The sequence below is a fragment of the uncultured Tessaracoccus sp. genome (assembly GCF_947255005.1).
Classification (GTDB): domain Bacteria; phylum Actinomycetota; class Actinomycetes; order Propionibacteriales; family Propionibacteriaceae; genus Arachnia.
Genome location: NZ_CAMYFI010000042.1, coordinates 1 through 20,291 on the forward strand (window position 1 = coordinate 1; position 20,291 = coordinate 20,291).

Here is a 20,291-nt window from a genome sequence, read left to right on the forward strand (position 1 = left end):
CCCCGAAGCGATCGAGGCGACCTGGCCTGGCGCGCTGGTGCAGACCTGCGTGGTCCACCTGATCCGCGCCTTGATGCGCTACGTGTCCTACTCGGATCGTAAGGCCGTGGCCGCGATGCTCAAACCGATCTACACCGCCGTCGACGACGACGACGCCTTGATGGCGCTGACCGCGTTCGCTGATTCGGTCCTGGGCCGGAAATATCCGATGGCGGTGAAAACCTGGGAAGACGCCTGGGATCGGTTCATCCCGTTCCTCGATTTTGGGCCCGCGACCCGCAAGGTGATCTACACCACCAACCAGGTCGAGTCGTTGAACTACCAGATGCGCAAAATCATCAAAAACCGCGGCCAATTCCCCAACGACGCCTCGGTAGTCAAGCTGCTCTGGCTCGCGATCCGCAACATCGAAGACAAACGAGCCCGTGAACGAGCCAAGGAAGCAGGCCTACCCAAAGGCACCAACCGGAAGGCCCCCTGGCAAGCTCGTCGAAGGCGCCACCATCCAAGGCTGGACCAAAGCCCTCAACGAACTCGCACTACGCTACCCCGAACGCTTCCCCCAAACCACCTAAAAACAGACCACTTACACAAACAACTTGACAAGCTCCAGGGGTACAAGGCGCGATGTCCAGTCAGTCAATTGCCAACCGCTCGCGCGCCCAAGCCCAGTCGATGCGTTCCTGCTCCAGTCGCACGCCTTGCCCGAAACGGTCCTCGACGAGGGCTCGGTAGAGGGACTGCTCGTCGGCTGAAAGGTGGGTCAGCGCGGCACCCTTGGGTGGGCGCGGCTCGCTCACCCAGCGGTCGCGGTGCGCCAGCAGCGTCTCCTCGTCCATGAGCACCGATTGCGTCTGCGGACACGCAGCCCGGAGCTGGTTCAGGATCTCGAACCCCTTGGCGTCTAGATCGCCCCAATACCGGACGCGAGCCCCACGCAGCCACGGGAGCAGAGCGAGCCTCCCCACGTCGAAACCCTGCCCCCACACCACCGCACCTCCGCTGGGCACGGGAACACTGAGGTAGGTGACGAGGTTCTCCACCACGAGCACCGCGCTCACACGCAGGTCGAGCTGCGCGAGCTCGTCGACGCGCAACCCCACCTCGGAGACGACACCCAAACCGGGCAGCGGAAGGCTCAATCGCAGCCTGATCATCGACGGCGTCCCTGCCAACCCCAGCCCGACAAGGAAATCTGCCGCGCCACCGCGCACTCCCAGCATCTCGGCGAGGACCCCTCGGTGCCGCTCCACAAACTTCGTGTCTACCCCCGGCGCAGAGATCTCGCGCAGGTACCGGCCCGACCCGCGGTGAGCATCGAGCCACCGCCACGCCGCAATCAGGCGAGGAACATCGTCGGCAAGCTCCAGCGCCCTCTTGGGGCGCTCCGCGATCCACGCGCGCACCGGCCCCGCCTGCTCCGCCTCCGCCAGAGCGAGCAGTTCGTCGAAGCGCCGCACGTCGCGTTGCACTCCCAGCAACGCCCAAGCCTGCTCCCAAGTTTCGACGTGCGCCCGCAACGGAATCTGGTTGCGGCCCACAGCCCGACCCCCGATTGCAGCCCACTCAAGGCGGTACCGACGCCCGTCGCGTGATGAGTCGACGAGGCCCCGCACCCACTGCCGGACAGCGGCGAGATCGTCGCCGATTTCCCCGGCCTTCGGCCCACGGAGGGCGACGCTGATCGTCGGGAATGGCTCGCCGGCTGCGTACGTGCGCAGCAGTTCGCCCGAGCTCCACCGACGGCGCACCCGCGCCGCGATGACGTCCGCGCCAGTCCAGCTCATCGTTTGGCCTTACGGGCGCGGTATTCGTCGATGGTGAGGGTCTGGATGCGGGAGTTTGCGCCGTCGACGTTGTCCACGAAACCGATGGCCTGCACGTACGACTCAATGATGTGCACCTTCTGCAGCGGCGTGACGATCAGCAGCTGCAGCCCCAGCTTGGCGAACAGCTCGAGCGCGTACCTCGTCGACGCATCCGACCCGCGACCGAACGCCTCGTCGATGACGGCGAACTGGAACGCCTTCGACTTGCCAGCACCCCATTCAAGACCGAACTGGTACGCCAGCGACGCCGCCAGAATCGTGTACGCGAGCTTCTCCTTCTGGCCACCCGACTTCCCGTCGGAATCCGAATAGTGCTCGCGCTCGCGGTCGTCGTCGGTGTATCGCTCGGAGGCGGAGAACACGAACCAGTTGCGCACATCCGTCACCCGACGGGTCCACGCGCGGTCGGCGTCGGCATGCCCCTCGCGTCCGCGGAACCGTTCGATGATGCGCTGCACGTCGCGGAAACGCTGCTCGGAGTAGGTGTCGTCTTCCTGCGCGAGTGCGTCGTCGGTGAGATTGCGCAGGTCCGCGCGGAACTGCACCACTTCTTGATGCGCGGTGGGCTCCTTGTCGAGCCGCAGATAGGTGCCCTCGCCGTAGGGCACGGCACCGAGCGCCTCGTTGATCTTCGCGATTCGATCAGTGATGGCGCTGGCCTGCCGCTGCAGCCAGTTGTTGAAGCCAGCGAGCTCCTGAATGGTGTGCTGATTGAGCAGTTCCTTGAACTCGCCTTCGAAGCGCGGCAAGTCATCTTCCGCGAGGTTGCGGCGCAGCACGAGGAAGTCGCCCCTCGCCTCCACGCTCGGATCCATATCGGAGCGCAGCTCGGGCCACCGGCCGAGCATCGAATGCATCGCGGAGATCAGCTGTGCGGCGTGGCCGCTAAGCTCCTTCGAGCGCGCCTGAATCGCGGCGTTCAACTCATTCGCGAGCCTGCCGGCGAGCCCCTCACACGCTGCCGACGACGTCGCCCGCCGCTGCCCGATCCTCGACTCGAGCGGCGGGTAGGCCGCGCGAGCAGCCGCGAGCTGTGCCTCGTCGAAGTCGGAGAGCTGCTCCTCATCCTGCTGTTTCTGCGCCGTTGCCTTGGCGACGATATCTCTCGCCATCGCAAGCTCGCCGGCCACATGCTGGTTCTCCGCGCGTGAATCTTTGAGTTGCGTCTCGACGCGAACAATCGCTGCTTGCAGCTCGGCCAGCCGATCTGAGCTTTCGCTGAGCCGACGATGATCCTCGCGGTACTGGTCAGCGCGGCGCGTGGCCTCGTCGTGGTCCAGCTCCTCCCAACGTGTGAACTGGGCAAGCGCGCCCCACGCTCGGGCCTGCAAATCTAAGGCTTCCTGCCTTGCCAAAAGCTCATCGGCGGCAGCATCGTCGCCGACGGCGGCCGCCCGTGCCGCGTCGAGATCTGCGCTGAGCGCGGCCACCTTGGCCTCATTGACCCAACCGAGCACGAAGCGACGGGGATCGTCGACCCTGTGGCGGTCGTCCTTCTCGTGCCGCGCCCCCGAACGCACCTGACCCTCACGCGTCACCGCCCGCTGATGCTCCGCGGAACGGAACTCGTCGAGCGACAGGGCACGGTGGTGGTTGGCCCGCCGAACCAACTCGTTGCGCAGATACTCCTCGAATGGGCCCGGACGCAGCGTGAGCACCTCAGCGAGCGTGCCGTGCGTCTCGTCACGCAGCGGCACAATGCGGTCTGTCACTTTCTCGTAGACGAGCCGCCCACCCCGGCGCCGCCCCTCGCCGTCGACGAATCCGAGCTTGTGCGTATTGACCCACTGCGACACCGCCGCGTAGTGCTCGACGGGCACCAGCATCGAGAGCGCGAACCCGCGCAGCACCCGTTCGGCGGCCCCGCGCCACTCGGCGTGCTCTGCCGAGACGTCCATCAACTCACCCGCAAACGGCACGTCGGTGGGTGTCAGCCCCAGCTCCTGGCACAGCCAAGCGCGTAACTGCACCTGCTCGGCAGGGAGGTTGCTTTCCCGGGTGCGGAGGTTATCCAACTCGGCCTCGATGGTGGCCGCGCGCTTGGCCGCGGCTCGCGCGTCGGCCATCTTCGCTGCCGTCTCGTGGCCGAGCGCGCGCTTGGTGTGGCTTAGCTCAGCTGCCTGATCGCCCGCCGTCGCAGTGAGCCGGAGGAAGTCGTCGGCGTTCGCGACGGGCGAGGATCCGGTGGCCGCGACGGCGTCGTCGAAACTCTTGCGCCGCTCAGCGCGACGGTCTGCCTCGACGCGAGCTTCCCGTTCGAGGCGCTCGAGCTCCGCGAGGCGGTCGCCGCCAGCCTGCGCGCGCTGGGTAATCAGCTCTGTGCGTTCGTCGTCGAGGCTTGTCAGGCGCGCATCCAGCTCGCCCGCCTGTCGCTCGAGCTGCCCGACGCGCGTTTCGCCGTCGGTGATCTCCTGGGCCAGAAGCCCGAGGCGCAGCTCGAGGATGAACGGCCCGACGGAGTCCCGCTCGATCTCCAACGCGGTGCGGGCGGCGAGGGTGTCGTCGTAGCTCTTCGCGGAGCGGACGATCGGTTCGAGCGCGTCGAGCTGCTCTCGGGCGCGCACGACGGCGTCGTAGGCCTGGGTGAGGTCGTCGAAGTGCCCGATGATGGCCTGGACGCGCTCGTCGGCAGGCGAGGGCTCGAGCATGTGCTCGCGCACGAACTCGTTCAGATTGCCCACAGACTTCATGGACACCGTCTGGTGGAACAGCTCCATCGCCTGCTCCGACGGGATTCCCAGCAGCCGACGCATGGAGGCGCCGTACTTCGGGAACTCGTCGAAGATGGATACTCCCTTGCCGCGTAGGCGTTTGCGGAGGTCGCGGAGGTCAGAGCCGAAGTCGCTGAAGTCGTCGGCGATCGACAGCTCGCCGCTATGGGTGACAAAGAACCTGTACGGCTGGCCCGTCGACTCGCGCTGCTGGAACACCTGCGCAATGGTGACGCGTTCGTCGTAGCCGGAGTTGATGAACACAGCTAACAGCACGGAATACGACGAGCGCCCTTCGCGCAAGCCCCGGGTGCGGGAGCGGTGCGCGTCGTCGCCGCGTTCGGAGCGGTAGTGACCTTCGACGTAACTGCGCAGCGTGCGCTCGCGAACCTCCGCGCCAGCCGCCTTGTTGTAGGCGATCTTCTGGGCGGGCATGAACAGCGTGGTGATGCCGTCGACGATCGTCGACTTGCCTGAGCCGATGTCTCCGGTGAGCAGCGATGTTTCGCAGCCAGGCACGAAGCGCCAGATCTTCTCGTGGAAGGTGCCCCAGTTGAGCACCTCGAGGTGGTGGAGGCGGTAGCCAGGAGCGTTCGCGTCGGGGATTTCGAGCGCGGAGAACAGCGCGTCAGTCATTGGCGCCATCCGTTCCAGCACGGCTGCCAGTGGCGTACTCGCGCAGCTGCGCCTCGAATCCGTGCATCGTCTGCGCATCGACGTACGCCTTCAATATTCGACGCACTTCCCACTCGTTGCGCGACCCGCGCAGCAGCTTTAGGAAGCCCAGCTCCTCGACCTTCCTGATGGTTGTTTCAGCCTGGTCGACGATGCGCGCCTCGTTGCTCGTGTCGCGCTGGAATAGCCGCAGCATCTCAACGATCTGTTCCGTGGTGAGCACCAGTTTTCCCTCGCCCCCGGTGGTTTCGAACTCCATGAGCCGCCCCCGCAACAACACCAGCAGCAGGCTGACGTTGTAGGTGAGGCTTCGACGTCGTACCAGACGCGGCAGCGGCTCCTCACCCTCCGGAGTTTCGCGGGTACGCAGGTAGGCGTAGCCCTCGACCTCGTCGATCACCACGTCGATGCCGATGGTTGCGAAGTGGTCGCGGATCGCGCCCAGCTCTGCCTTGAGCGAGCCCCAGCTTTGCTCGTCGGATTCGCGGTAGACCACCCCTTGCATGAGGCGGATGATTGCCGTGGCCGTATCGTGTTCGTTCATCGGCGCCTCACTTCCGTGCTGGGCATGGTGATGGTGCGGGCCTGACCGTCGAGACCGGTGTAATCGACGCGTGCCTCGGCATCTAGGAATTCGATCTCGAACGCGTCGTCGTCGAGCGCCAAATAGGCGATGAGCTCCGCAGCCCCCTGCTCCAAGGGGGCTTGCTGCAGAATCTCTTCGAGGAGCGCCGACGAGCCTCGTGGCAGCGCGTCACGCAGATTGGCGATGAGCCTTGTCGCATCGACGTAGTGTTGCTCGAACAGCGCCTCATCGTCTGGCAATTCGTCGCCGACGACGACCCGGCTGTCGACGGTTGCCTCGGCCGGCGGGTGGTAGAGGGGGCGCTCGAACGGCAACGTGATGTCGACGCCTGGCACGTCGAGCTCCATGCCGAGGCGAGGGGGATCGTCGCGGACCTCCAGGGCGAGCTGTTGAATATTGCGCGTGAGCTCCAGCACGCGGCGATTCTCGAACCAAACGCGGTCGTCGAGGAAACGGCGTAGCTGCTCGGAGATCTGCCGCACCGTGCGCTGGGTGCGTTCGGCAGCCTCAGCCCAGTCGTGGTGCACAGTGAACACGCGCGAATCGGCGGGGACATCGTCGAGTTGTTTCAGGCGTTCGAGCAGCGACGACAGCTCCTCCTGCCGGCGCGAAGAAAGGAGAAACTCGTAGAAGGCGTTGAAACTTCGGCCCTGATCGGAGCTGTCGATGTCGTGGCGGCCGCGAGTGAGATCGTCGAGCAATTCGCCCTTCGAACCCCGCCACTGCGCAATGCGTTCGCGAGTAGAGCGGTCGAGGGCGCGGAAGTTCTCGTCGACCTGCCGGAAGTCTGCGAGGAGCTCGCGCGACGTCGTGGCGAGCTGCTGGTAACGCTCACGCACGCCGGTGGCATCCATGACCGTGATGTCGCCAGCCTTCACGCGGGCGATCTCCGCATCGATCTCATCACGACGGCGGGTGAGCTCCCGGAGGCGTTCGTCTGGGCGTTCTTCGGTGCCGTGGACGATTTGGCGCAGCAGATCGACGACGGTCTGGAGTCGCGACTGGGTGCCGACGAACTGCTGCTCCTGCAGGGACGCGAGAAAGGAGTACGCCTTTTCAAACGCGGGGGTGATCTCGTAGTGGAGGTCGTCGCTGCCGAGAGGATAGAAGCGACGAAGGTAGCCGGCATCCTCGCTCGCCCAGTCGTCCAGATAGTCGCGGGGTTCCTTCGGGTAGCGCGGGTTGCCGTCGGCGTCGGCGCCCGTACGCTGCAGCTCATAGAGGACGTCGTCCAACGCGGCGACGAGTTCCGCCGCCGGAGAGGCGCCACGGTTGGCGTCGACGAAATACTCCCCTAGAAACGACAGGATCAGGGGCGCGTTGCCGGCGCGCAATATGCGCCAGGCGACGTGCCGCTCACGCAGCGCTGCAACGTAGTCGTGATCCATTGAGCCAGAGTAACCGACAGCTCTGACAGAAATGTGCGTGGACTGATGGGTGGTGCGTTGAGGGACGCAGTGGTGAGCGGCGGGCGTTCCGCAGAATATCCTTGGGTAAGGAATCCCATACCCAAGGTTATGCCCGTATCCTTGGGTATGGAGCTGCCTACCCAAGGTTGGAGGGATGCGCCCTTCGAACCGGAGAACTTCAAAATCCGTACGCAGTTTGACCGAACCCCCCTAAATCAGGCCCTTAGTCTCATCTGCGTACGGATTTTGAAGTTTTGCAGCCGGCACCCGGCGCGCAGCCGGCGTCAGTCGTCGAAGGTGGAGGTGTCGATGACGTAGCGGTAGCGGACCTGGGAGCCCACCACCTTGTCCCAGGCGTTGTCGATGTCTTCGCCGCCGATGATCTCAACCCACGGGGCGATGCCGTGCTCGGCGCAGAAGTCGAGCACCTCTTGCGTTTCGGGGATGCCGCCGATGTTGGAGCCTGTCAGCACCTTGTTGCCGCCAATGAGTCGCTTCACGTGCAGCTCAGCGGGATGCTCGGGCATGCCGACGTCGACGAGCACGCCGCGGTTCTTCAACAGCGACAGCAGTAGGTTGAGGTCGAGCCCGTCGGACACCGTCGTGATGATGATGTCGAAGGTCTTCCTGAGCGTCTTCATCGCCTCCGGATCGGACGATGCGACGTAGTCCGTCGCGCCCATCTTCATGGCGTCGTCGCGCTTCGACAGGGTGCGGCCGATGCCGGTGACCTCGGCGCCGAGTGCGGCAGCGATCTGCACCGCCATGTGGCCGAGACCGCCGACGCCGATCACCGCCACCTTCTTGCCTGGCCCGGCGCCCCAGCGCTTCAGCGGCGAGTACGTCGTGATGCCAGCGCACAGGATGGGCGCCGCCTTCTCTAGCGGGATTTCGTCGGGAATGCGCAGCACATAATCTTGCTCGACGGTGATGCCACGCGAGTAGCCGCCCGCGGTGGGCAGCCCGTCGCGGCCGATTGCGTTGTAGGTGCCGACGGTCTCCCCGCGCAGGCAGAAATTCTCCCAGCCGGAGCGGCACTCGTCGCACTCGCCGCAGGAGTCGACGAAGCAGCCGACGCCGACGCGGTCGCCCACCTTGAACTTCGTCACGTCGCTGCCCACCTTGGTGACGATGCCGGCGATTTCGTGGCCGGGCACCAGCGGGTACAGGCATTTACCCCATTCGCCGCGTCCGGTGTGGATGTCTGAGTGGCAGATGCCGGCGAACTTCACGTCGAAGAACACTTCCGTTGGCCCGGGTTCGCGTCGGGTGATGGTGGTCTTGGTGAAGCGGCCCTCGGCCGAATCGATCTGATACGCAGAAACTTCCATGGTCACTCCTCAAAAGACACTTCCCTCACCAGCCTAGGGGGTAGTGAGACGCCGACGGAACTTCATAATCCGTACGCAGATGGGACTAAGGGCCCGATTTTGGGGGGTTTGGTCAGACTGCGTACGGATTTTGAAGTTGTTCTTCCGGCGCGTGCCCTGCTCGACGATCTGGCACGGCAGCCCGACGACCGCCGCGAGTCAGTCATTCTTGCCGCGCGCCCCGGCGCGCAGGCGCTCGCGGTGCAGCGCTGCCACGGCCTCCAGCGGAATACCCGCGGGGCACACCTTCACGCACTCGCCGTACGTGGAGCACGGCCCGAACTCGGCGTCGACGGCGTCGCCGACGCTGCGTGCACGTCGCCCTCGCTCCTCCTTGCCCTGCGGGACGAGCGCCAGGTGCGCGAGTTTCGCGCCCGCGAACAGATGCGCCGCCCCGTTCGGGCACGCGGCCACGCACGCGCCGCAACCGATGCAAGCGGCGAAGTCAAGCGCCAGTTCGGCATCTCCGTGCCCAACCCGCACGGCGTCGGCATCGGGTGCGGTGCCGGCTGCGACGTCGACGGTCCCTCCCGCGCGGATCACCCGATCGAGCGCCGATCGGTCCACCACCAGATCCCGTACGACGGGGAACGCACCACTCCGCAGTGGCTCAACCCGCAGCTTCCGGATGCCGCCGAAGGCACGCAGATGCTGGCGGCACGACGGCGTATTCGGCACGGGCCCGTGCGGCACGTCGTTCACGGTCACGCCGCACGCGCCGCACACGCCCTCGCGGCAGTCAGACTCAAATTGGATGGGCTCCTCACCCTCGTCGAACAGTTGATCGTTGAGGCGGTCCAGCAACTCCAACAGGCTCATCTCAGGCGTCGCATCCTCGACGATGTGCGTCTCGAACTGCCCCTCCGCCTCGGGAGAGTCCTGCCGCCAGATTTCCAGTTCCACTCTCACTTGTAGTTCCTCTGCTGTAGCGGCACCAATGCGAAGCTGAGCGGCTCATCGTGGCAGACGTGCTTGCCGTCGGGGCGCGTCTCCCACGCCGACACGTTGCACCAGCGGGCGTCGTCGCGCCTGGCCTCGCCGTCGTCGGTGGCGAACTCCTCGCGGAAGTGCGCCCCGCATGACTCGGTGCGGTGCAGCGCGTCGACGATCATCAGCTCGGCGAGCTCCAGGAAGTCGGCCACCCGCCCGGCCTTCTCGAGCTCCTGATTGAGGGTGCTCGACGACCCGGCGACGCGCACGTCGGCCCAGAACTCGTCGCGCAGTGCCCGCACCTTCGTGAGCCCCTCCTGCAGCGATGCCTTCGACCGCGACACCCCGCAGTGCGTGTACAGGATGTCGCCCAGCCGACGGTGGAACGTCGCGGGGCGCGTGTGCCCGTCGTTGGACATGAGCCGGTGTGTGCGCTCCCGCACCGCGTTCACCGTTGTCGCGACGGCATCGTCGCCCAGTTCCAGCTTGGGTTTGCCGACGAGTTTCGCCAGGTAGTTGGGCACGGCCAGCGGCAAGGTGAACCAACCGTCGACGCACGCGCTGAGCAAGGAGTTCGCGCCCAGCCGGTTGGCGCCGTGGTAGTTGTTGCCGGCCTCGCCGCCGACGAACAGACCGGGGATGGAGGTCATCTGGTTGTAGTCGGTCCACAGCCCGCCCATGGTGAAGTGCGCGCCGGGCGCGATGCGCATGGGTTCGACGTACGGGTCCTCGCCCGTCGCGTCGTGGTACATGTCGAACAAGTTGCCGTAGCGTTCCGCGATGACGTCCTTGCCCAGCCGCGCGATGGCGTCGGAGAAGTCCAGGTACACGGAATTCTTCAGCGGCCCGACCCCGCGCCCGGCCTCGATCTCCGTGCGAGCCGCACGCGACGCGATATCGCGCGGCGTGAGGTTGCCGTAGGCCGGGTAGCGGCGCTCGAGGTAGTAGTCGCGCTCGGCTTCGGGGATGTCGGCGGGGCGGCGATCGTCGCCTGATTTCTTCGGCACCCAGATGCGCCCGTCGTTGCGCAGCGACTCACTCATCAGTGTCGTCTTCGACTGCCAATGCGAACTCACCGGCAGCGCCGTCGGATGGAACTGCACGAACGCCGGGCTCGCGAAATAGGCGCCCCGACGGTGCGCGCGCCAGGTGGCTGTGGCGTTGGAGTTCATCGCTAACGTGGAGTGGAAGTACACCGAGCCGTACCCGCCGGTGCACAGCACGACGGCGTGGCCGGTCCACGCTTCGATCTCGCCCGTGACGAGGCTGCGCGTGACGATGCCTTGCGCGCGGCCGTCGTCGACGATGAGGTCCAGCATTTCGGTGCGCGTGTGCAGCCGCACGGTGCCGCGCTCCACCTGCCGAAGTAGCGCCTGCGCGCCGGCGATCTGCAGCTGCTGGCCGGTCTGGCCGCGCGTGTAATAGGTGCGCGAAACCTGCACGCCGCCGAAGCTGCGGGTGGCGAGCTGTCCGCCGTACTCGCGTGCGAAGGGGGCGCCGATGGCCTGCATGTGGTCGATCACGCGCACAGATTCCGTAGCCAGCCGCACGACGTCGGCCTCGCGCCCGCGGAAGTCGCCGCCCTTGACGGTGTCGGTCACGAAGCGCGCGATGGAATCGCCGTCCACCTTCCTCGCGCGGGCAGCGTTGATGCCGCCCTGGGCCGCGACGGAGTGCGCGCGGCGTGGCGCGTCGTGAAACGTGAAGCATTCGACGTTGTACCCGAGCTCGCCGAGCGCTGCGGCGACACCCGACCCGGCCAGCCCCGTGCCGACGACGATCACCGTCATCTTCTTCCGGTTTGCCGGGTTGACTAGCTTATATTCCGCCCGACGGCGATCCCACGCCGTCATCGGGTCGCCTGGTGGCACGTGTGGATCGAGGCCGCCCCGAGAGCTCGCGGCAGGCGCGGACGCGAGGGGGCGCCCACTTCGTCGGAAACACGTGAACGGGAGTTTCATGCGATCACCCCTGTGAGTACCAGCAGAGGAATGGTGGCGTTACCGAGGATGATGGCCAGCGCGAGCAAGCCGCCGAGTACCACCCAAAATGTGCGGAAGCGGCGACCGGTGACGCCGACATCTTGCAAGATGGTGCGCCACCCGTGTTCGACGTGGAAGGCGATGATGAGCATGCACAGGCTGTAGAAGATGGCCATCCACGGGCGCTGGAAGCTCGCGACGAGATTCTCGTACGCGTAGAACTTGTTGCCGTCGGGGGGCGTGAAGGTGCTGGATTGCAGGGCGGCACCGATGGTGAGGTCCAGCAGATGCACGACGATGAACACCAGGATGACGGCGCCGCCGGGCAGCATCGTGCGCGCGCCCGTCGCCATGAGGCCGGGCATACGTTTGCGACGGTGGCTCCCCCTCGCGCGACGACCTCGCGCCCAGATGGTGATGGCCGCCCAGACGTGCAGCACGAGCGCGACGAGTAACGTCACCCGAAACGCCCACAGCACGCCTTCCTTGGGGATCAGCGGGTAGCCGACCTCACGCAGCCAGCCTGCGTAGGCGTTGAATGATTCGGGGCCGGCGTACACCTTGAGGTTGCCAATCATGTGCACGACGACGAACGCCACGAACACGAAACCGGTGACTGCCATAACCTGCTTCAGCACGAAGGACGACGGAGTCCTCCGGGCTACCGGGGCGGGCGTTGACTCGGACATGACCCGAGTATAGGTAGGAGCGATTTCGACGAGGCGGCCGGGGTGGGGTCTGGAAGAATGCACGCTAGGGGAGCAGTCCTGCTGTGGCAGGCATCTGAAGCACCTTTGCGAGCAGCTCGACGGCCACTCCTCCTCGTGCGCACCATGCGTGCGAAGCGTGCTACGAGTCTTGAACGTGTACTTCTCCGGATTTCTTGAGTGTATGCGTGCGCCACCTACGAGACTGGGACGTTACGGTGTGAAAATTTGCCCACGGCATGGCTCCTGAGCCCTACACTCGAGCTCATGAATCGAGTCAGAAAGATTGGCGTACTAGCGATCTTGATAGCAATCTTCCCCCGGTGGGAGTCCCTACAGCCCTAGCTGACAGTGCAGAACGAGAAATGAGCTGGATACAGGTTACCCCTGCCGAAGCTCGTGCACTCGCTGATGGAGACGACTCCGTCATGGAGAAGTGCTATCTCCCTGAACGGCCAATCATCACAACGGCTGTGCGTGCGTCAGGTGGTGTTGAAGTGAATCCCGATGGATGCAGATTGACGGTTGCCAATGTCCATTGGTGGAAGACTGAATACACGAAGAACCACGTCCTCACCCAGAAGGAGCTCGTAACAACTTCCTATAGAGCTGGCTTCACATACAAGGCAGTTGACAAGAAGTGCGATAACCGTTTGTCAACGAACTGGCGTGGCAAGACTTCATCCACCATCAAAGCTTCGAATGGTCACACGTACTACGCCCGACAATACACCAACGAATGGAGGGATAACTGTGGCACATAGCGCGCCAAAGTGGTTTATTGGGGAGCTCCTGATGCAGGAGCATTTCACCCCGAATCACACACTTTCATGGCAACTTGCCCTTGGAGCCATTGTTGATTCCCTCCCTTGGATGGGTGCCGATCCATTCGAGCCTCGCGCTGCCGAACTCCAGGCGATACCTCCGTTGCCCCCGTCCATTATCGAACTGTGGTCCCAGCCATATGCGCCAGCACAGCAAGTTCAGCTAGGCACACCCCTGCTCGAATCCCCCAAATCTGCTCTGATAATCCAGCCATCAACGAACGCACGTTGGTCTACCCTGCCAACTATGCGCGAAGGTGCTTGCCTTGAGACCACTACAGGCCCCTGGCTTGGAGCACCCTGCGTGGCGGCTTTCGGCATGGAAGACTCTTACATCCAGACTGGCCCAGACTGGTTTGACGATATGGAATCAAGACCCGTTCTCCCCTCCTTTGAGCCCCGTATCTATGAAGTGGACAGCCCTGTAGCTTGGGTGCGGCTTGTAGAGCGCTACCCATCACATTTTGAAGATGCCCAGGCCGACCTGAATCGCTATCAGCATGATTTAGCACATTGGTTTTCCCACCAAAAACTCTATGAACCCCACTGGCCCAGTGTCAGCAATGACTACGACGCTATTCATCTCACTCAGCTGGCGTATGTCAGGTGTGCCTACACAGCTATCCCTTGCTTAGATGGGGTTACGACTGTAACAGGGTGGGGCCCTGACGTTACCGTCTGGCTGCGCACCCCTTGCCTCTAGCCCCTAACCGTCACCGCTGGTCCTGGACGAACTCGCGATTGTAAAGAGGTTGACGACCACACGAGTGCATAGAGATGCCTTGTTGCTGCGAAGGAGGTAGTCCACGGAGCAATTACTGTCCCGACACGAGTATGTGATTGATGATGTGATGGCTAGAGCCAACGCGCGTCGACGGGCCGTTCCCGACCCGTAACCGGGACGATGCTGCTGCGCTTGGTGGGGATGGGGCCGGGTGTAGCAACGTGTGCTCTGGTAGCACCCGGTTGCATGCAAAGTGCGTCAGCCGGGCTTGACCTATTCACCGGCGAGATCGGAGATCCACTTGGCCTTCGTGTCGGTGGGTTTGCCGGGGCGGGGTTCTTCGGCGCCTTGCTTCGGCACGGCGCAGTTGGGCTTCTCGCCGGGGGCTGGGCCGAACTCTTTACCGTCGAAGACGTTGTCTTTCACGAACTCGTAGTAGCCAGAGAATTTGCCGGTGTCGTACGGGTTGTTCAGCGCGCATCGGCCGACGTAGTACCCGACGGCGTCGGCGAACGTTTCGGTCACCGACGACCCGGCGTACTTCGAGAACGTGCCCTGCGAGCGCTGCAGCTTCTGGAACTCGCGCCAGTACGGGGGTTCGGAGCCGCGGTCGGAGTTCCACGCGTGGCCGAGTTCGTGGATGACGAGGCGCACGAGGCGGCCTTCGTCGTCGTTGTCGAGTGCAGTCTGGAATTTCTGGAAGTCGAGGGTGACGTAGCCAGGTTTGGTGAGCGACCAATCGCCCCACGCCCAGCTCCGGGTGTTCGCTGCGCTGATGCCGACGTTGCCGCCGTTCTTGTCGAGCAGCGTGTCGACGTAGTCGGTGCAGGCCACGCCGTCGAGGGTCTCCCACAGGATTTTGATCGACGCGCGGTGCTCATTCGACCAGTAGTTGCCCGTCAACTTGAGGTGGAAGTTCTCTTCCATCTGCTTGCGGATCGACGATATCGACGCGTCGGCTGGCCACGGGTGCTGCGCGGCGCAGGGAGTGGGGATGCCTGCGACCGGCGGTGCCGGTTTCGGTGCGACGGGGAGCGCGGATGCTTGCGTGAGGCCCAAGGCGACAATCAACGCTGTTGTTGCAGCAGCAATGCCGAGCAAAAACTTGCGCACCGGGCTCCCTTCATCGTCGATTCATCAAGGCCACCTGAAAAACTCTCAGGAAGCACGAGGACAACAGTACAGATCTTGCCGCCCAGATAAAAGCGCGGGTGCCATATCTGTGGAAAACGTGGTGCCCGCCCGGCCGTGAGGCACCTGTAACCTGTGCGGCTCAGTTCCGGATCATGTGTCACTTGCTTCCCGACGGCGCCTCGTCGCGGCTGGGCAGGTGACACTTGTTCCGCTCTGTTGCCGCACAGGTTGCACCTGCCTGGGAGGGGGGCGGGGCCAGGGGCAGCCGGGCCACATCCGACGGGGTCCGCGCCGGGTCGACTGGTGAGCCTGCAGTCCCGGTAAGTTACCGGAGCGAGCATCGACGCTGGGAGGGTGTGATGGACGTTTACGACGCCATGCAGGAGGTCATTGACGCCGGGGTGCCCTATGAGGGCCTCCGTATCGACGAGGTCTGATGGCTGTGGGTTCTGTTGTCGTCAATGTGGTGCCTTACGATCGGGCGCTGGTGCGGCAATCGTCGGGTTTCTCGTGTGGTCATCCCGCGCTCGACGACTGGCTTACACGCTACGCAGGCCAGAATCAGCGCCGCAACAACACGCGAACATTTCTCGGAATCGTCGACGCCGACGGGCCGGTGGTGGGGTACTACTCAACTTGTACTGCGAGCATTGCACCGGACGACAAGGCGCGTCGCTATGGCGTTGGCCAGAGGGAGTACCCAATCCCTGCGGTACTTCTGGCTCGACTGGCCGTGGATCGGAAATGGCAGGGATGCGGTGTGGGGCAGCAGTTGCTCGCTCACGCGCTGCAGACCGTGCTCGCGGCGAACGAGTTCGTCGGGTTCGAGGTTCTCGTGGCGGATGCGATCGACGAGGCAGCCGAGACGTTCTACGGCAAGCACGGCTTCATCAGGTTCCACGAGACGGAGGGGCGGCTCTTCCTGCCCATCAAGCAGGTTCGGGCGAGTCTTCCCTCTACCTGAAGTACCCGGGATTTGTTTGTATGTCCGGTAGGCGTACAGTGGGCGTACGAGACCCCTGGGCTACTGAGGAAGGAGAATGCCGCTATGAACTCCAAGTCGGAGCGGTTGCAGCTTCGCTGCACCCCGTCGACGGCTGCACTGCTACGTGAAGCCGCTGAGACGCAAGGGCAAGACCTCACATCGTTTGTGGTCGGAGCTGCGGTCGACCGTGCCCGCCAGGTCGTCGCTGAAGACCGCGTGTTGCGGCTCTCGTCGGATGACATCCAATTGCTTGAGCGAACACTGACGCAGAATGGCGCAATTCCGCAGCTGACACGCCTGTTTCAGAAGGTGGACGGAGCGCGCTATGGAGTAAGCACCACGAGTTAGATGAGAGCGGTTGCCACAACACCCGAAAGAGTGTTGGTTAGGCTCGTCCCATGAGTGAACTCAGCGCGGAGACCAGCTTGGGGCCCGTCCGACGATTCCTTCTCTACCCGGCCCTGCTTGAGGTGCTCAGTGAGGCGGGGAGCCCGATCCCACGAGCAGAAGCCGTTGAGCGCGTCGAAGAGAAACTGAGTCAGCAGCTCAATCACTACGAGTTGGAACCTCTCGAGAGCAATGGCCTGCCCCGTTGGGTGGTGAATTTGGACTCGGGATCCACAGACTTGGCGGCGGCCGGATGGATCACCAAGCTGCGGGAAGGGTGGAAGATCACTGAGCCGGGGCTACGCGCGCTGGCGGAGCTGGATGGCGAAGAGCTCGTGAGCGAATCTGGACGCCTGTACCCCGAGAAGCGGAAGAAGTCATCCGGCCCGATGGAGCGTCGCGGTCAGTTGCTCGATGCTGCGCTTGACCTACTGGAGCCTGGGACCTGGACCTCTTACTCGGAGCTCGCCGCTCTCGTGAATACCAATCCCCAGACCGTAGGTGCACACATGGGTGCCACCGAAGCTGAAGGCGCGCATCGCGTCCTGGGTAAGAATGGGCTCCCGGTGCCCGACTTCCGCTGGAATGATGCTCGCGAGGAGACCCAGCAAGAAGTGCTGGAGGAGGAAGGCGTCGATTTCTCAGAGGGATCCGCCTCTCCGAAGCAGATGCTCCGAATGGCAGACTTTCGAGACTTTCTCGAGGACAAAGGGATCCTGCCCGCTCTGCCCAAGCGCGCCTGGCTCGTTCGCGGATCTGCTGTCGATGGGCATGACCTTGTGCCGCGCTGGCGGGCTGACGGATTCATCTCGTTGAGAGCCGCCAAACTTCGACATATCGAACCCGGTATCGCCCGTGATGAGCTCAGGCCGATTGTCGAGGAAGACTACGCCCATGCGTCTTACGCAGGAAGGGCAGCCAAGCTCGACGAATTCCACGCATTCCTCTCCAGGATGCGGGTGGGTGACATCGTCGCCACTACGAGTCAGGGTCAGCTCTACCTAGGAGAAATCGCGAGCGATGCGGAGTTCGTGAGCACCGATGCGGGCCTAGCCAACCTGAGGCGCTTGACAGTCTGGGATGCCGAAGGCATCGACTATGCGGATCTTGCCAGCTCGATCAAAGCCAAGCTGCAGGTGCAGCTCGACGTCGTCGACCTCACCCAGTCCTTGGAACTACTCGAGGAAATGCGGGAAGCTGTTGAAGAGGCGGAGGTGCGGGTTGAGAAACCCAAGCCTGTCGTCGAACGGCATGCGACGTTGGCTGACGCTACGGATGCATTGGCGGAGCAGCTTCACGTCGATAAGTCCTGGCTGCAGGACATCATCGACCTGCTCAAGGATCGGCCTCAAGTCATCTTCTATGGGCCTCCGGGGACGGGGAAAACATTCATCGCACGTGAACTCGCCGAGCACCTCGCCGGGGACAATGTGCGGCTCGTGCAGTTCCATCCCGGGTACTCGTACGAAGATTTCTTTGAGGGATTCCGGCCACAGCCCGACGGCAGTTTCGCGTTGAAGCCAGGGCCGTTGCGCAAGACCGTCGAAGCAGCCCGAGAGAATGAAACAACACCGTATTTCCTCATCATCGACGAAATAAATCGTGGCAATATTGCAAAGATCTTCGGCGAGCTCTACTTCCTGCTTGAGTACCGAGACCAGGCGATCGAGCTGCTGTACGGAGACGACGAGACAGGATTCACTCTGCCCAAGAATGTGTTCATCATCGGCACGATGAACACGGCAGACCGGTCGATTGCACTTGTCGACGCAGCGATGCGTCGTCGCTTCTCTTTCGTCTCGTTGCATCCGTCTGAACCGCCGACGAGCGGCGTCCTGCGGCGCTGGTTGGCGGCCAAGCGTCATGATCAGTCGATCGCCGACTTGCTCGACGAGCTCAACAACCGCATCAAGGATCCCGAGTTCAAGATAGGCCCGTCCTATTTCATGCGTGACGCGGTCCACAGACAGGGCGGTCTTGAACGGACTTGGCGGTCGTCGATCTTGCCGCTGCTTGAGGAACACCATTTTGGAGATGGCGTTGACGTCGAGGCACAGTACGGGCTCGCCGATATTCAGGCGAGCGTGGCATCGAAACCAGGTGACACAGGTGCGGCCACTGATCCTTCGTGAGGGACAGCGCATCCACGTCGACCATATCGACAAGACAGCCGCTCACGCTCTGAAGCGCATGGGCGTAGTCAGCATGACAACCGGCGTCGGCGGCCAGCGCGTATTGCAGGCCGGCTCCAAAGTTGGTGTCGTTGCCATCGATGACCTGCAGGTTGTCATATTGCCGAAGGTCGACATCGGACGGCTCGTGTTCATGATGTCGTACGCGCGGCGCCCGAACTTCTGGCGCGACGACCTTGTGCATGTGGATCCGCAGGACGATTTCATCGAACTGCTTGCCCGAGCCTTCATCGATGCATCCCGACGAGCCCTAGCTCAAGGTGTGCTTAAAGGGTATGTCGCCATCGACGCCGCCCTACCTCTCATGCGAGGGAGGATCCGCGAAGGGGATCAGCTTCGCCGTCATTTCGGGCGATCCATTCCCCTCGAAGTCCGATTCGATGAGTACTCGGTAGACATTGCCGAGAATCAGCTGCTTGTCCTTGCTGCGGAACGGTTGCTCAAGGTGCCGGGATTGCCGTGTTGGGCGCGTGGCCCGTTACAGCGTCTACGGCTTCAGCTCTCCGAGGTTTCGCCGCCTCCGTTGGAAGCTGAGCTGCCGGTGTGGTCACCGTCGAGGCTCAATGTGCGGTATCAGCCGGCGCTGGCGGTTGCCGAGCTCATCTTGGCTGGGCAGTCGTTTGAGCAGCAGGTGGGTGAGGCTCGGATCAATGGGTTCCTACTGGACATGGCGAGAATCTTCGAAGACTCCATTACCGTGGCGCTACAGGAGTCGTTTCAGCGGTTCGGGGGTGTCTCCCGAGCGCAGTTCCAGGCCCACCTCGATGACGAACGTGCGATCCCCATGCGGCCCGACTTCGTCTGGGAAGAGCGTGGAGTTCCGCGGGTTGTCGTCGACGCGAAGTACAAGGCCGAACAACCGAGCGGGTTTCCGAACGCCGACTATTATCAACTGCTCGCCTACGCGACGGTGCTGGGATTGTCAGAAGGACATCTCATCTACGCGAAGGGCAACGAGGAAGCTCGGGAACACCACGTGCGGCTAGCCGGGACGCGATTAGTGGCGCATGCGGTGGATCTTCAGGCCGAGCCGCAAGTGCTGCTTCAGAGTATCGAGGACCTTGTTGGCAGCCTGCGCCCTCTGTAACTCAGCAGGACAATGCGCTGACCTGCCCCAGTCACCTGTAACCTGTGCGGCTCAGTTCCGGATCAAGTGTCACCTGCCTAGCGGCGACGAGGCACCGTCGGGAAGCAGGTGACACATGATCCGCTCAGTTGCCGCACAGGTTGCACCTGCCCGGCGGGGCGGGGCCGGCACCGGGGGCGAGGGCAGCCCCGGAACCCCACCCCGACGGGGTCCGCGCCGGGTCGACTGGTGAACCGGCCGCCCACGAGGCGGCCTACCCGACTACCCTTGCGGCCATGAGCGAATTCGTCCTGCACCGCACTACCTCTCCGACGAGCGCCGAGCGCCGAGCGGAGATCCTCGCCAACCCAGTGTTTGGCCACTTCTTCGTCGACCACCAGCTGCTCGCGGAGTACGTACCGGAGCGCGGCTGGACGAACCAGCGCATCGAAGCCATGGGCACGTGGCAGATGCACCCCGCCGCCGCCGTCCTCCACTACGGGCAGGAGATCTTCGAGGGGCTGAAGGCCTACCGCCACGCCGATGGCTCCGTTTGGCTGTTTCGCCCCGAGGCGAACGCCGCCCGGTTCGCCCGCTCCGCCAAGCGCCTGAGCATGCCGCCCTTCCCCGAGCAGGACTTCGTCGACGGTATCCGCCAGCTCGTCGAGCTCGAGAAGGACTGGGTGCCCGACCCCGCCGGCGAGCAAGCCCTCTACATTCGCCCGTTCATGGTGGCCTCCGAGCCCTACCTGGGTGTGCGACCCGCCTCTGGCTACACCT

13 protein-coding genes and 2 pseudogenes are annotated in these 20,291 nt (G+C 63.7%); 6 read left to right on the top strand and 9 right to left on the bottom strand.

Annotation, left to right across the window (positions count from 1 at the left end; genetic code table 11):
- Positions 1–575 (top strand): annotated as a pseudogene (locus Q0X61_RS09115) (transposase); the annotation flags it as partial.
- Positions 576–635: 60 nt separating this feature from the next.
- Here Q0X61_RS09115 and Q0X61_RS09120 read toward each other — a convergent pair.
- The 9 genes from Q0X61_RS09120 to Q0X61_RS09160 all read right to left on the bottom strand — a co-directional run bounded on the left by Q0X61_RS09120 (position 636) and on the right by Q0X61_RS09160 (position 14,860).
- Positions 636–1,787 (bottom strand): Wadjet anti-phage system protein JetD domain-containing protein, encoded by a 1,152-nt coding sequence (locus Q0X61_RS09120; RefSeq protein ID WP_297742221.1) that lies wholly within the window; start codon positions 1,785–1,787, stop codon positions 636–638.
- A complete protein-coding gene (locus tag Q0X61_RS09125; protein WP_297742222.1) occupies positions 1,784–5,176 on the bottom strand; it encodes an ATP-binding protein in 3,393 nt (1,130 codons plus the stop codon). Before Q0X61_RS09125 ends, Q0X61_RS09120 begins: the two co-directional genes overlap by 4 nt.
- A complete protein-coding gene (locus tag Q0X61_RS09130) occupies positions 5,169–5,759 on the bottom strand; it encodes a DUF4194 domain-containing protein (RefSeq protein WP_297742223.1) in 591 nt (196 codons plus the stop codon). The genes Q0X61_RS09125 and Q0X61_RS09130 overlap by 8 nt, the downstream gene beginning before the upstream one ends.
- Positions 5,756–7,189: a DUF3375 domain-containing protein gene (locus tag Q0X61_RS09135; protein WP_297742224.1), complete on the bottom strand. Its 1,434-nt coding sequence runs from the start codon at positions 7,187–7,189 to the stop codon at positions 5,756–5,758. The genes Q0X61_RS09130 and Q0X61_RS09135 overlap by 4 nt, the downstream gene beginning before the upstream one ends.
- 305 nt (positions 7,190–7,494) lie before the next feature.
- Complete coding sequence (locus Q0X61_RS09140) at positions 7,495–8,541, bottom strand: NAD(P)-dependent alcohol dehydrogenase (protein WP_297742225.1); 1,047 nt, start codon at positions 8,539–8,541, stop codon at positions 7,495–7,497.
- A gap of 198 nt (positions 8,542–8,739) precedes the next feature.
- The gene (locus tag Q0X61_RS09145) at positions 8,740–9,489 is read right to left on the bottom strand and encodes a succinate dehydrogenase/fumarate reductase iron-sulfur subunit (RefSeq protein WP_297742226.1); all 750 of its coding nucleotides are present in this window, start codon (positions 9,487–9,489) and stop codon (positions 8,740–8,742) included.
- Entirely contained in the window at positions 9,486–11,471 is a 1,986-nt protein-coding gene (locus tag Q0X61_RS09150; protein WP_297742227.1) for a fumarate reductase/succinate dehydrogenase flavoprotein subunit, read from the bottom strand. The genes Q0X61_RS09145 and Q0X61_RS09150 overlap by 4 nt, the downstream gene beginning before the upstream one ends.
- A complete protein-coding gene (locus Q0X61_RS09155) occupies positions 11,468–12,181 on the bottom strand; it encodes a succinate dehydrogenase cytochrome b subunit (protein WP_297742228.1) in 714 nt (237 codons plus the stop codon). Before Q0X61_RS09155 ends, Q0X61_RS09150 begins: the two co-directional genes overlap by 4 nt.
- Positions 12,182–14,020: 1,839 nt before the next feature.
- Positions 14,021–14,860 carry a hypothetical protein gene (locus Q0X61_RS09160; protein ID WP_297742229.1) on the bottom strand — a complete coding sequence of 280 codons (840 nt, stop codon included), beginning with the start codon at positions 14,858–14,860 and terminating at the stop codon, positions 14,021–14,023.
- Between the two features lie 457 nt (positions 14,861–15,317).
- Here Q0X61_RS09160 and Q0X61_RS09165 point away from each other — a divergent pair, with 457 nt between their 5' ends.
- The 5 genes and pseudogenes from Q0X61_RS09165 to Q0X61_RS09185 all read left to right on the top strand — a co-directional run.
- Positions 15,318–15,845 carry a GNAT family N-acetyltransferase gene (locus Q0X61_RS09165; protein ID WP_297742230.1) on the top strand — a complete coding sequence of 176 codons (528 nt, stop codon included), beginning with the start codon at positions 15,318–15,320 and terminating at the stop codon, positions 15,843–15,845.
- An 84-nt stretch (positions 15,846–15,929) separates the two neighbouring features.
- Complete coding sequence (locus Q0X61_RS09170) at positions 15,930–16,214, top strand: DUF1778 domain-containing protein (RefSeq protein WP_297742231.1); 285 nt, start codon at positions 15,930–15,932, stop codon at positions 16,212–16,214.
- A 50-nt stretch (positions 16,215–16,264) separates the two neighbouring features.
- Positions 16,265–18,385, top strand: a complete 2,121-nt coding sequence (locus Q0X61_RS09175) for an McrB family protein (RefSeq protein WP_297742232.1) — start codon at positions 16,265–16,267, stop codon at positions 18,383–18,385.
- A complete protein-coding gene (locus tag Q0X61_RS09180; RefSeq protein ID WP_297742233.1) occupies positions 18,363–19,532 on the top strand; it encodes an McrC family protein in 1,170 nt (389 codons plus the stop codon). The genes Q0X61_RS09175 and Q0X61_RS09180 overlap by 23 nt, the downstream gene beginning before the upstream one ends.
- Before the next feature lie 275 nt (positions 19,533–19,807).
- Positions 19,808–20,291 (top strand): annotated as a pseudogene (locus tag Q0X61_RS09185) (branched chain amino acid aminotransferase); the annotation flags it as partial.

Bases quoted from the DNA above. Each gene is read 5' to 3' on its own strand.
- Q0X61_RS09135 (WP_297742224.1), bottom strand. From the start codon at position 7,189: ATGGATCACGACTACGTTGCAGCGCTGCGTGAGCGGCACGTCGCCTGG.
- Q0X61_RS09175 (WP_297742232.1), top strand. From the start codon at position 16,265: ATGAGTGAACTCAGCGCGGAGACCAGCTTGGGGCCCGTCCGACGATTC.
- Q0X61_RS09140 (WP_297742225.1), bottom strand. From the start codon at position 8,541: ATGGAAGTTTCTGCGTATCAGATCGATTCGGCCGAGGGCCGCTTCACC.
- Q0X61_RS09150 (WP_297742227.1), bottom strand. From the start codon at position 11,471: ATGAAACTCCCGTTCACGTGTTTCCGACGAAGTGGGCGCCCCCTCGCG.
- Q0X61_RS09120 (WP_297742221.1), bottom strand. From the start codon at position 1,787: ATGAGCTGGACTGGCGCGGACGTCATCGCGGCGCGGGTGCGCCGTCGG.
- Q0X61_RS09155 (WP_297742228.1), bottom strand. From the start codon at position 12,181: ATGTCCGAGTCAACGCCCGCCCCGGTAGCCCGGAGGACTCCGTCGTCC.
- Q0X61_RS09125 (WP_297742222.1), bottom strand. From the start codon at position 5,176: ATGACTGACGCGCTGTTCTCCGCGCTCGAAATCCCCGACGCGAACGCT.
- Q0X61_RS09170 (WP_297742231.1), top strand. From the start codon at position 15,930: ATGAACTCCAAGTCGGAGCGGTTGCAGCTTCGCTGCACCCCGTCGACG.
- Q0X61_RS09165 (WP_297742230.1), top strand. From the start codon at position 15,318: ATGGCTGTGGGTTCTGTTGTCGTCAATGTGGTGCCTTACGATCGGGCG.
- Q0X61_RS09130 (WP_297742223.1), bottom strand. From the start codon at position 5,759: ATGAACGAACACGATACGGCCACGGCAATCATCCGCCTCATGCAAGGG.